The 11,554-nt window shown below is 66.5% G+C and carries 10 protein-coding genes; 3 read left to right on the forward strand and 7 right to left on the reverse strand.

The genetic code is table 11. From position 1 onward, the window contains the following. From MEICH_RS22840 to MEICH_RS0100425, 4 genes are all read right to left on the reverse strand, one after another. On the reverse strand, positions 1 to 670 hold a 670-nt coding region (locus MEICH_RS22840; protein WP_051303810.1), incomplete at its 3' end, for an Ldh family oxidoreductase. Next, positions 667 to 1,605: a hydroxyacid dehydrogenase gene (locus MEICH_RS0100415; RefSeq protein WP_027890981.1), complete on the reverse strand. Its 939-nt coding sequence runs from the start codon at positions 1,603 to 1,605 to the stop codon at positions 667 to 669. The genes MEICH_RS0100415 and MEICH_RS22840, both read right to left, overlap by 4 nt. Positions 1,606 to 1,682: 77 nt before the next feature. After that, a complete protein-coding gene (locus tag MEICH_RS0100420) occupies positions 1,683 to 2,891 on the reverse strand; it encodes a UxaA family hydrolase (RefSeq protein WP_275052611.1) in 1,209 nt (402 codons plus the stop codon). Continuing rightward, positions 2,891 to 3,292: a UxaA family hydrolase gene (locus MEICH_RS0100425; protein ID WP_027890983.1), complete on the reverse strand. Its 402-nt coding sequence runs from the start codon at positions 3,290 to 3,292 to the stop codon at positions 2,891 to 2,893. The genes MEICH_RS0100420 and MEICH_RS0100425 overlap by 1 nt, the downstream gene beginning before the upstream one ends. Positions 3,293 to 3,351: 59 nt before the next feature. Here MEICH_RS0100425 and MEICH_RS0100430 point away from each other — a divergent pair, with 59 nt between their 5' ends. After that, positions 3,352 to 3,996, forward strand: coding sequence for a GntR family transcriptional regulator (locus MEICH_RS0100430; RefSeq protein ID WP_027890984.1), 645 nt, complete (start codon positions 3,352 to 3,354; stop codon positions 3,994 to 3,996). 45 nt (positions 3,997 to 4,041) lie between these two features. Here the strand turns inward: MEICH_RS0100430 and MEICH_RS0100435 are convergent, their stop codons facing one another. The 3 genes from MEICH_RS0100435 to MEICH_RS26710 form a co-directional block, all read right to left on the reverse strand. Then, entirely contained in the window at positions 4,042 to 4,701 is a 660-nt protein-coding gene (locus tag MEICH_RS0100435) for a hypothetical protein (protein ID WP_157202533.1), read from the reverse strand. 192 nt (positions 4,702 to 4,893) lie between these two features. Beyond that, a complete protein-coding gene (locus MEICH_RS28295) occupies positions 4,894 to 5,334 on the reverse strand; it encodes a hypothetical protein (RefSeq protein ID WP_157202534.1) in 441 nt (146 codons plus the stop codon). Positions 5,335 to 5,342: 8 nt separating this feature from the next. Continuing rightward, positions 5,343 to 7,553, reverse strand: a complete 2,211-nt coding sequence (locus MEICH_RS26710; RefSeq protein ID WP_051303811.1) for an eCIS core domain-containing protein — start codon at positions 7,551 to 7,553, stop codon at positions 5,343 to 5,345. A gap of 583 nt (positions 7,554 to 8,136) precedes the next feature. Between MEICH_RS26710 and aceA the strand changes: the two genes are divergently transcribed. Both aceA and MEICH_RS22850 read left to right on the forward strand, forming a co-directional pair. After that, on the forward strand, positions 8,137 to 9,429 hold the full coding sequence (gene aceA / locus MEICH_RS0100445) for an isocitrate lyase (protein ID WP_027890986.1): 1,293 nt from the start codon (positions 8,137 to 8,139) through the stop codon (positions 9,427 to 9,429). 102 nt (positions 9,430 to 9,531) lie between these two features. Continuing rightward, a partial coding sequence (locus MEICH_RS22850; RefSeq protein ID WP_036218075.1) for a tetratricopeptide repeat protein occupies positions 9,532 to 11,554 on the forward strand: 2,023 nt, incomplete at its 3' end.

Here is an 11,554-nt window from a genome sequence, read left to right on the forward strand (position 1 = left end):
CGAAGCCCTTGCCGCCGCCGATGGGCAGCAGGGAGCCCTCGAGCGCGGCCTTGGCGTCGGTGGTGGGGTGGCCCTCGCGGTCCACGGCCCAGCCTTCGGGGATGGGCTCGCCCTTCCTGGCAGCGCTCATGATCTTGCCCCGCGCCACCACCGAGACCGAGGTGTCGATGACCACCGGCTCGGGCGCGGCGGGCGCGCCCAGGGCCAGCGGGTTGGTGCCCAGGACCGGGCCGGGGGCGATGGCGGGCGGGGTGTTGGCGAAGGCCAGCCCCACCAGCCCGGCCTGGGCCAGCCGCCCCACGTAGGCCGACAGCACCCCACAGTGGCCCGCGCCCCGCACCGCCACGCTCGCGCTCCCCTGCTCGCGGGCCAGCGCCGCCAGTTCCCGCACCGCCCGCAGCCCGGCCACCGGGCCGGGCGCCCCGTCGGCGTGGAGCACCGCGACGGAAGGGCGGGTGCGCTCGAGCCGCAGCACAGGCCGCGCGTTGAGCCCTCCGGCCCGGAGCTGCTGGGTGTACTGCGCCACCCGGCCCAGGCCGTGCCCGGCGTTGCCCTCGAGCTCGGCCTCCAGCACCACCTCCGCGACGGCGGCGGCGTGCTCGGCGCTGAGCCCCAGGCCGGCGAAGTGCGCCTGCAGGGCCTCGAGAAGCTGGGCGTAGGGCACCCTCATCGGCCCGCCCCCCCGATCCCCAGCGCCTCGAGCACCCCTTCGGCCACCCGCAACCCCACCGCCTCCTGGGCCTCGGCGGTCAGGCCGGCTACGTGGGGAGTTATCCACAGGTTATCCACAGCCCGCAGCGGGTGGCCGGCGGGCAGGGGTTCCACGTCCACCACGTCCAGCACCGCCCCCGCCAGGTGCCCCGAGCGCAGCGCCGCGGCCAGGTCTTCGTCGTTGACGAGCTCGCCGCGAGCGGTGTTGATGAGGTAGGCCCCCTTGGGCATGGCCGCGAGGGTCTCGGCCCGGATCAGGTGCCGGGTCTGGGGGGTCAGCGGGGCGTGCAGCGAGAGGAAGCGGGCCTGCCGCAGGACTTCTTCCACCGGGGCGAGGGCGATCTCGAGGTCTTCCACCGCGCTCTCCCAGGGCAGGCGCTGCGGGTCGGAGGCCACCACCTTCATGCCGAAGGCCCTGGCCCGCCGCGCCACCCGCAGCCCCACCTCGCCCAGCCCGATGAGGCCCAGGGTCTTGCCGGCCAGCTCGAAGCCCCCGAAGGCGGCGCGGTTCCAGCCGCCTTCGGCCACGTGCCGCGCGGCCCCGGCCAGGTTGCGCGCCAGGTGCAGCAGCGCGGCCATCACGTACTCGGCCACGCCCGCCGCGTTGATCCCCCGGGCGAAGTAGAGCTTCACCCCCCGGGCCTTGAGGTCCTCCTGCCGGATGTTGTCCAGCCCCACCCCCAGCCGCCCCACCACCTCCAGCCCCGGCCCCGCCGCGAGCAGGTCGGCGTCCACCTGGGTCTGGTTGCGCACGACGAGCGCACGGGCGTGCTCGAGCTTGGCCTTGAGGGCCGCCCGGTCCTTCCAGAGGTCGGGGTCGTAGTGGACCTCCGCGCCGCTGTTCCGCAGGCGCTCGAGGCCGCTCGGGGTGATGAACTCGCAGATGACGATCATGGCTGTGGCTCGTGGCCGGCAGCGGATAGCGGTGCTTTCTGGCTATAAGCCACCGGCTATCAGCTACCGGCGTGCCGCTAGGCACTGGGGTACAGCTTGGTGATCACGAACTCGTTGTGGCGCAGCAGCTCGGCGGCGGTCAGGCGCCCGTTCACCGTGCGCTCGAAGACGTTCATGATGCGGTCGGCGGCCTCGTCCAGCCCGATCTCGCCCACCAGCAGGTCGGGCAGGGGCACGTCGATGTGCTCGCTCATGGTCGAGCAGGTGATGGGGTTGGGCGAGACCTTGATCACCGGGATCAGGGGGTGACCCACCACGTTGCCCTGGCCCGTCGTGAAAAAGTGCAGCACGCTCCCCGCCGCCGCGCACAGCGTCACGTGCTCGGCCCCCGCCGAGGAGGAGTTCATGAACACCAGCCCCTGCCCCGGCTTCACCGGCTCGGCGTAGCCGATGACCCCGCTCACCGGGCGGGAGCCGGTCTTCTGGATGTTGCCCAGCGCCTTCTCCTCGATGGTCGAGAGCCCGCCGCGGATGTTGCCCTCGGTGGGCTGCGAGCCCAGCAGGTCCACGCCCTGGTCCTCGATCATGCGGATGTAGGCGCTGTAGATGGCCTGGAACTTCTTCTTGAGCGCGGGGGTGGCACAGCGATTGGCGATGAGGTGCTCGCCGCCGGTGAGCTCGGAGGTCTCGCCGAAGATCACCGACGCACCCAGGTCCACCAGGCGGTCCACGGCCCGGCCCTGCGCGGGGTTGCCCGCCAGGCCCAGCGTGGGGTCGGACTCCCCGCACTTGATGGAGAGCACCAGTTCCGAGGGGCTGATGGGCTCGCGCCGCACCTCGGAGGCCTCCTGCACCAGCCGGTAGGCCGCGCGGGAGGCGGCGTTGATGGTGTTGAGGTCGCCGTGGCGCTCGACGGAGAACACCTCCACCGGCTTGCCGGTTTTGGCGATGCCCTCGGCCACCCGCTCGGTCCACTTGGGCTCGATGCCGATGACCACCACGCCGTAGACGTTGGGGTTGGCCCCGTGCCCGCTGAGGGTGCGGAAGGTGAGCTCGAGGTCCTCCCCGAACTGCAAGCGCCCGTAGGGGTGCGGCAGCGCCACCGAACCGTTGATCAGGCGGGCCACCCCCTCGGCGGCGGCGTTGGAGAGGTCGTCCACTGGCAGCACCACCACGTGGTTGCGCACCCCCACCGCGCCGTTGGCCCGCCGGTAGCCGGTGAGTTGCATCGCCGGGGCGGCCTTCCCCCGGGCGCTCGAGGCGCTCCGCTTGGCAGCCTTCGCCATCACCTGCCCCCCTTCTTCGCCCCGGCCTTTTGGGAAGCCGTCGCCTTAGCTTTGCTTTTAGCGTCTGGCGTTTCGCGCTTGGCGCTGGGCGTATCCCCGTAGTCCCACCGCAGCGTGCGGATGTTGTGCACGTGGACGTAGCCGCCCTTCTTCACCGCCCGCGTCATCCGCCCGATCTTCTCGCCGTACTCGACGACCACGTGCCCCTCGGGCAGGTCGCGCAGGGCGATCTTGTGCCCCAATGGAACCGCCTCGAGCACCTTCACCTTGTGGGGCTTGCCCCCGTCGAGGGCCTCGATGGTGAGGGTTTCGCCCGGTTGTAGGTCGCTGACCGCTACCGCCACGTCGTCGGTGCTCTTGTGCGCAAGGGCTCTGTGCGCCACGCCGGCCTCCTTTTGCATGCAGCGAGATTTTATATCTAAAATCTTTTGTCGTCAATCGTGCTACACTCGAGGCCACGATGCTCACGCGCACGACCCTCAACCGCGAAGCCTACAAAGCCCTGCGCAGCGCCATCCTGGGCCGCAAGCTCCCGCCGGGCCGCAAGCTGGTGGTGCGGGTGCTGGCCGAGGAGCTGGGCCTCTCCCCCACCCCCATCAAGGAGGCGCTGGCGGCGCTCGAGCGCGAGGGGCTGGTGCAGGCCGTCCCCCACCGGGGCTACTTCGTCACCAACCCCTCCCCCGAGGACATCCGCGAGATCTACAGCCTGCGCGAGGTGCTCGAGGGCCTGGCCGCCCGGCTGGCAGTGGAGCACAACGGGAAGACCCTTCCCAAGCAGCTCGAGAAGGTCCTGGCCCAGCAGCGCAAGGCCGCCCAGGAGGGCGACCTCGAGGCCTACGGCGACCTCGACCTCGAGTTCCACAAGACCCTCTGGGAAGCCTCCCGCAACAAGCGCCTGCTGGCCGTGGCCGAGACCATAGATGGCCAAATCCGGCTGCTCATCAATTCCTCCGCCGTCATCCCCGGCCGCCTGCCGCTCTCCCTGGCCGAGCACGAGGCGGTGCTCGAGGCCGTCAGCCGCCACGACGCCGAGGCCGCCGAGGCCGCGATGCGGGCGCACGTGCAGCGGGCGAGGGAGGCTTTGACCCGGTTTTTCCAAAGTTGAACCCGGTGCATAGCGCTGCCCGTGCCGTGTGCTATGTAGGAGCAGTCAGCTCGAGCAGCTCGTGCACGGCAGAAGGAGCTGCATCAAGTAGCCCGCAGGCAGCAACAGCCACGTCACCAGGAAAAGGATCAACCCAATGGCCTCTTTCCAAGAGCAAAGGGCCTTTTCCCTCCCGAGCGACCATTTCTCCACGACCCCAACGATGCCGCTTATGCCAGTGCTGCTGGCAACAACAAAAAAGAGAGTCCCTAACGCCACTCCTAGCCGCAGGAGGTCAATGTCATAGAAATAGGTCATGCTGGAAAGCACGATCAGGCAAACGGAGATGAGAAAGCCGAATATCATCCACCTGATCGCGTAGGTGAACTCGGATGCGCAGTTCGGCTCGCTCTCCGGCATTGGCCTCGAGGTCTCAGTCGTCATCAATATGAGACTTACGATCCCATTGAATAGGGCGGCGATGAAGGCGCAAGCCCCCACCAGGGTTGGCATCATCTGAACCGTCGAGAAGTATAGCTGCTCGAGAAGCGATGGTTGCTGAGGATGACCGAAGCCCCATATCAAGAAGAAAGCAGCTAGAATGTTCCCGCCAAAAGCCCAAAGCCCCGCACTGCTAAACACGAGCCAAATAACCCCGCGAAGAAAGTAGGCAAAACCACTACTCTCCTTTCTGATTTTATCATTCGATGTAACTTTCGGGTCCATTTAGAACCTCGCTTCTCTATGGCATTGAGGACGGCTAACGGTCCTGAGAGGCCTGCAAGCACATCTTCAACTACCAGCAAGAAAATAGCCGTTGTTCTCATTTGGCTATTTTTCATCTGCTCGTGCCAAGATTTATTTATGGCTTTAAGGGATGACTGACGGTATCGGGAGATGTGCAAAGCTCTCCAACAATCAATCTTCTGTCTCAACTACAGTAATCCGACCAAACGCATAAAAATCCCTGAGCGGCAAATGTTTTTCCAGTTCGGGGTCGATCTCTTTAGCAGTCAGGGAGATGCCGAATCTTATATGGCGATTCTTTGCTAGACGGTAAAAGGCCCCCCAGGAGCCATAATCTTGTTGCCATCCCACTGTTCTCGTTGCCACAGACAGCAGGCTTTTATCTAGAGTTGAAATGAAGTTTTCTGGCGTATTTTTTAAGCCAAAGCAGGCTCTGAATTCGTAAGGATCGTCATCGTAGAAGCTTGGGCAGTCAATCTGATGCAACCCCAGCTCTATAAGTCGATCAGTCAGGAGCAAAAATGCTTCCTTGAGTTGCCGTGATTCGCTTTGTTTTTCGGTTCGCATAACCACTCCGGTTGCACCCAAAAAAAGCACCAGTGCCAAGAGCATTAGTCTCCTCATCTGGCTACCTCTTTATCTGGATGCCACGAAGCCCAGATTCTCAGAAGATCACCCCTTATTTTATCTTTTTGGTCTTGTTCAATCTTCACTCCCTCCTCCTTCATCTTCGCGAACCTGCTCTTTATGTAGAAAAAGATGCTCTCCTCAAAGTCCTTGATCTGGATTTGCTGGGCCAGAAGCAGCGCGTCCTTGCTCAGGGGCAGCCTGTCGGTAGAGCCGATGAACTCCAGGGCTGCTTTTCTGAAAGCAGGGTACTGATCGTGACGTTTGGCGATGGCTTCGATAGCCTCCAGGAGCGTGGTGTAGGCGATCCGGTCGTAGTACACGTCTACGGCCGCCCAGTAGTATTTCTGGGGTGCTGTAGCCAGGTGCGGCTGGGACAGGTTGAGCCGGGGGTCTTTATCCTTGCTCAGGTCGTAAGCTCCCGACCACTTGATGTTCACCTCTGCCGTCTCGCTGGAGTTCAGGTAAGGGTCGTGGGCTCCGTGCTGGTCGATGGCCTGCTGGTAGGGGTTGGTAGCCCCTTGTTGATCGATCAGGTGGGCCAGGGGATGGGTGAGATGGGTGTCTATAACGGCTCCCCAGAGACCTCCGGTGCGCCAGGGTTGGTTGGAGTCCTTGCGCACGCGGCGCTCGAAGGTATAGAGCTTTCCGGTGAGCAGCTTCTCCCCCGCCAAAGGCACGAGGTCGCCTTCTACCCGGTAGTGCCGGGCCTCGATAGGGTCGTCTTTGTGTACCCGGTTGTACTGGTCAACCGTTTTAGCGTCAGCCGTGCGGATGGCCGGAGCCATGAAGGTCACGACCTGATCGGTCAGGTTCGGGTGCTTCGCCGCCGTGATTTGAGCCAGGGCCCCACCCAGGCTGTGACCGGTCAATACCGCCTTGCCTCCCTGCGATTTTCTGGCGACGAACTCAAGATTGCGGGCGATGAGCTCTTGGTTTTGCTGATACTGGGGATAGCCGGCACCCTCGGCGGTCATGTCACCTATGGCGGTGTCGAGCTTGGCCTCGAGGGTGGTTACTGCGGGATACATCCCTTCTGTGCCACGAAAGGCTAATATTGCTCGCTGGTTGTAAGGGGTTTTGCGCTTCGGGTCAGGTAGGAACGCGCGGGCTTGCAGGCCCCAGCGGCCGTAGATCACCCGGTCACTGGTAAAGCCGAAGACCTTCAGCAGCTCAGCAGGGTTTGAACCCCGTCGTGGCGCCTCGAGGCCCCTTTCGTCAACAGAATCGCGGATTTGGTTCTCGAGGTCCGGCAAATTGGAGTAAGCCAAGTTGGTCGCGATTTGCTCCAGGAAGGCGTCGAAGGTGAAGTTGGGCTCGAGGTCAGCCAGGCGAGGCCGATTTGACGAGGTAGCTTGGCGCTGTAGTGCAGGCTGAGCTGAGGTAGGGGTTGGAGTTGGCTGGGGTGCTTGTCCCCGATAGGCCTGCAACAGGCTGCCCTTCAAACCCTCCGCTCGCCCCAGGAAGGTGAGGACGGCTTCCAATACCGGCATCTGGGTGGCGGCTTCGGCCTTGCGAATGGCTTGAGCTGTTTCGCGGGCACTCAAGCCCTGCCGGTAAGCCTGGACCAGCTTGTGGGCGATGCCGCGGTACTCGCTTCGCAGGGCCATGGCGCTGCCCTCGTCCAGCCACTGCCGCTCCTCGGCGGGAAGCTGCACCGTCAGCCCTGCAGTCAGCTCCTGTCGCATGGCCGGGCGGGGGGTGAAGCTTTGTTCCACCTGCCGGGCTTGTTCCTCCAAGCCAGCATCGGCGTCGATACCCACTTGGGCTAAGCCCTGGCTCTGCTGTAGGACGTGGGCGGCCTCATGAGCGATGAGCTTCTGTCCCGCTTCACTGTGGGGGTCGTAAGCGCCTTTGCGGAAGAAAATGTCGTTTCCATGCGTGAAGGCTTCTGCCTCCAACGTTTCCGCCAGCTCATCGGCCTTGTCGTCGGTATGGATGACGATCTTGGGTAAGGGAGTGCCCAAGTGCTCTTCCAGTCGGGAGTGCAACTCATGAGGTAGGGGATTTCCCTTTCCTTGCCGGGCCTGGAGGCGTTGGGGGAGGTCGGTATCCACCTCCCCGTCCTCCCTTTCCCTGGCCTCCTTAGCCTGCTCGAGCTGAGCCTGTTCAAGCTGCCGCCGGTAACGCTGGACCTCCAGGTGCAGCCACTCCCGCTGCAGACAGGCTTTGCGCTGGAGGGGATAACCGTAGGGATGAACCACCAGCCCTCCATCGGCGCTCCGAGCGGCTCGAGGCCGAGAGGGCTCCTCAGCGATGGAGGTGGGGGAGTGTACGCGGTGGGGAAGAACTCCTAGCTCCTCCAGAGGTGCAAGCTCTTCAGCTTTTTTGAGAAACGATCGAGCGAACGGCCACCGATTCCCGAGACGTTCATCATAAATCGGCATGCTGGACTAATTATACAAACTAAATCCAGGGATCTTCCCTTAATCCTCTGTTGAATAGTTCCAGCAAAGAGGGGCCTAAGACCCCAAACGCTCGCACTAGGGCTTACAAGGCAGAGCCGCGTACGGCAGTCCCGGCCGTGTCAAAGATCTGAAGGTCGGCCTGCATTTGTGTATTTCCATCAGGTGTACCTATTTTCCATTTACACTTTCCCGCGGGTGTGTTGACCCAACTTATACACGGTCAAAGTTTCCGGGGGCTTCCCCCACAATCAGAGCTATAACGCCCACCCGGCGTTACCCCGCTACACAACCGAGCGCCACGAGCTTTCTCGGGGGTGGATGCACAGCTCGAGCGAGGGGATTCCCCGGCTCGACGGGAGTTCATTCGAGGAGGAAGCCCATGAGCAAACTGACCCCGGAGATGCGATTGGAAGCCGACAAGCTGCGTAAGGAGTGGGAGAGCAACCCGCGATGGAGCGGTATCCGGCGCGACTACACCGCCGAGGACGTGGTGCGGCTGCGGCCGAGCGTCCAGGTGGAGCACACCCTGGCCCGGCGGGGGGCCGAGCGGCTGTGGGAGCTGTTGCACGAGCGGCCCTACGTCAACACCTTCGGGGCCTACACCGGGGCCCAGGCGGTGCAGATGGTCAAGGCGGGCCTCGAGGCCATCTACCTCTCGGGCTGGCAGGTGGCCGCCGACGCCAACTTGGCCGCGCACACCTACCCCGACCAGTCGCTCTACCCCGCCAACTCGGTGCCGCAGGTGGTGCGGCGCATCAACAACGCCCTGATGCGGGCCGACCAGATCGAGCGGGCCGAGGGCGGGAGCGGGCGCTACTGGTACGCCCCGATCGTGGCCGACGCCGAGGCCGGCTTCGGCGGCCCGCTCAACGCCTTCGAGCTGATGAAGGGCATGATCGAGGCTGGGGCCGCAGGGGTGCACTGGGAGGACCAGCTCAGCAGCGAAAAGAAGTGCGGACACCTGGGCGGCAAGGTGCTCATCCCCACCCAGGCCCACGTCCGCACCCTCAACGCCGCCCGCCTGGCGGCCGACGTGCTGGGGGTGCCCACGCTGATCGTCGCCCGCACCGACGCGGAGGCGGCCACCCTCATCACCAGCGATATCGACGAGCGCGACCGGCCCTTCGTGACCGGTGAGCGCACGCCGGAGGGCTTCTACCGTGTGCGCAACGGGATCGAACCCTGCATCGCCCGGGCGCTGGCCTACGCGCCCTACGCCGACCTCCTGTGGATGGAGACCTCCACGCCCGACCTCGAGGTCGCCCGCCGCTTCGCCGAGGCCGTGCACGCGCAGTTCCCCGGCAAGATGCTCGCCTACAACTGCTCGCCCAGCTTCAACTGGAAGAAGAACCTCGACGACGCCACCATCGCCCGCTTCCAGCGCGAGCTGGGGGCGATGGGCTACAAGTTCCAGTTCATCACCCTGGCGGGCTGGCACAACCTCAACTACCGCACCTTCGAGCTCGCCCGCGGCTACAAGGAGCGTGGCATGAGCGCCTTCGTGGAGTTGCAGCAGCTCGAGTTCGCCGCCGAGAAGGAAGGCTTCACCGCCGTGCGCCACCAGCGCGAGGTGGGCGCGGGCTACTTCGACGAGGTGCTGCTGGCGATCACCGCCGGGCAGGCCTCCACCGCGGCGCTGGTGGGCTCGACCGAAGAGGCGCAGTTCCACTGAAGGGCTTCCTGCGGAAGCCGCTAACAGCCGATAGCCGATAGCCAAAGATTCATGGGCTATGGGCTATCGGCTATTAGCCATCGGCGTTATAGTGTATACACCGTGAGCGAAGCCGCTACACCCTGGCTCAAACACCTCGAGGCCCTGCGCCCGCACCTCTCGGGGCAGGACCACCGGGGGCGGCGGGGGAGCCTGCGCTGGCTCGAGGCGGTGCTGGCCGAGCGCGGGGGGCGGGCCGGCACGGTGCGCAACATCCTCTACAAGGACCTGGGCTCGCCCGACGAGAAGCTGCGGCTGTTCGAGGTGCTCGTCGGGCTCTTCCAGGAGGTGGGGCTCGAGCCGCCGCCCTTCCCCGGCGAGCTGGCGCAGGAGGCCGCGCGGCGGGCGCTGGGGCGGGATAAGCGGCGGCTGTTCCGGCGCTTCGTGCGGGGGGTGGAGGCCGGGGAGCGGGTGCAGATGGTGGTGGTCGGGGGGCCGGCCACGGGGAAGGGGGTGCTGCTGGGGGCCATCGAGCGCACCCTGCCCAGCACCCTGCGGGTGAACCTGGGGGGCGAGATGGCGCCCCAGCTCTACCTGATCGGGGAGCGGCTGGGGATACGGGAGGGCCTCGAGGCGCTGCTGGCCCAGCTCTCCCCCACCCAGCCCTACGCGCTGCAGAGCGCCCTGCAGGACGAGATCAAGGAGCTGTTGAAGGAAGCCATCGAGCGGGAGGGGGTCCCCCTCCTGCTGCGGGCCGAGGCCGAGGGGCAGCTCGGCGGGCTGCCGCTGCGGGTGGGGGGCGAGCGCACCAACCTGACGCTGTGGCTCGAGCCCCTGCTGCGCCAGCTCTCGGTGCCCTACATCGCCGCCCTCAGCGAGCCCCCGGCCAGCCTCAGCTACAGCCCGCTCTCGGCCCCCAGCCGCGCCGAGGCCCGGCGCTACGTGCGCGACCGGCTGCCCGAGCTGCCGCCCGAACGGGTGGAGGCGCTGGTCAACCAGGCCGGGCGCAACTTCGGCGAGCTCTCGCGGCTGGTGCTGCTCGAGGCCGCCCAGCGCCAGGCCCAACCCTCCAGCGACCTGCGCCAGGACCCCGCCCTCCAGCCCATCCTCGAGGCGCTGGCGGTGTTCTCGCTCGAGTCCGACCCCGCCGTGCCGGTGCCCCTTCTCGAGGCGGCGCTGAGCCGCAGCCTCTCCACCCTCTCCCAGGCCGAGCGCGCGCTGCTGCAACCGGCCAGCGACGGCTCGGGCCGGGGGCAGGGCGAGGCGCTGGTGCGCCCGGTGCTGCGCACCCTGCTGCCCGAGGTGCAGGGCGCCGAGGCCCAGCGGCTGCACGCCCTGGCGCTCGAGCACTACCGCCAGCGCGACCTCTTCCGCGCGCTGCACCACGCCTGGGGGGCGGGCGCGCTCGAGGTGCTGCTGGAGCTGCTGGCCGCCGACCCCTCGAGGCTCTCCCTGCTGCCGGGGCTGTGGGTGGGCTCGCAGGGCTGGCCCGCCGAGAAGCGCGAGGCCCTGGCGACGGTGCTGGTGCGCTACCGCGCGGTGCTGGGGCAGTACGCCCACCCCGAGGCGCTGGAGGCGCTCGAGCTGCTCTCCGGCTCGAAGAACCCGGCCACCCGGGCGTGGGCGCGGGTCAAGGCGGCCGAGGCCAAGGTGGACGCCGCCGACTACCCGGCCGCCCAGGCCCTGCTGCCCGACCTCGCCACCCTGAGCGGGGAGGTGCTGGCCGAGGGGCTGCTGGTGCACGCGGCCATCGCCCGCTGGCAGGGCGACTACGCCCAGGCCGAGGACGACGTGCAGCGGGCCCTGGCCCTGCCCATCCCGCCCTTCCTGGCCGACCGGGTGCGGCTGTGGCAGGGCCTGGTGGCGAAGGACGCGGGGCGCTTCAAGGAGGCGCTGGAGGCGCTCGAGCAGGTCCAGCACGACCCGCTGCTCTCCAGCCGCGCCCGCTACCAGGCCGGCGACCTCTTGATGCGGCTGGGCCGGGGCGAGGAGGCCGTCGAGCGCATGAAGCACGCCCTCGCCGGGCTCACCCCCACCGCCTCAGAGGAGGCCGCCCGCGTGCGGGCCCGCCTGGGCACGGCCCTGCGTCGCATCGGGCGCTACGAGGAGGCCGCCCAGCACCTCTACCGCGCCATCGCCGAGGCCC

The sequence above is a fragment of the Calidithermus chliarophilus DSM 9957 genome (assembly GCF_000430045.1).
GTDB classification, from domain to species: Bacteria; Deinococcota; Deinococci; order Deinococcales; family Thermaceae; genus Calidithermus; species Calidithermus chliarophilus.

Bases quoted from the DNA above. Each gene is read 5' to 3' on its own strand.
- MEICH_RS0100415 (WP_027890981.1), bottom strand. From the start codon at position 1,605: ATGATCGTCATCTGCGAGTTCATCACCCCGAGCGGCCTCGAGCGCCTG.
- MEICH_RS0100420 (WP_275052611.1), bottom strand. From the start codon at position 2,891: ATGGCGAAGGCTGCCAAGCGGAGCGCCTCGAGCGCCCGGGGGAAGGCC.
- MEICH_RS0100425 (WP_027890983.1), bottom strand. From the start codon at position 3,292: ATGCAAAAGGAGGCCGGCGTGGCGCACAGAGCCCTTGCGCACAAGAGC.
- MEICH_RS0100430 (WP_027890984.1), top strand. From the start codon at position 3,352: ATGCTCACGCGCACGACCCTCAACCGCGAAGCCTACAAAGCCCTGCGC.
- MEICH_RS0100435 (WP_157202533.1), bottom strand. From the start codon at position 4,701: ATGGACCCGAAAGTTACATCGAATGATAAAATCAGAAAGGAGAGTAGT.
- MEICH_RS28295 (WP_157202534.1), bottom strand. From the start codon at position 5,334: ATGCTCTTGGCACTGGTGCTTTTTTTGGGTGCAACCGGAGTGGTTATG.
- aceA (WP_027890986.1), top strand. From the start codon at position 8,137: ATGAGCAAACTGACCCCGGAGATGCGATTGGAAGCCGACAAGCTGCGT.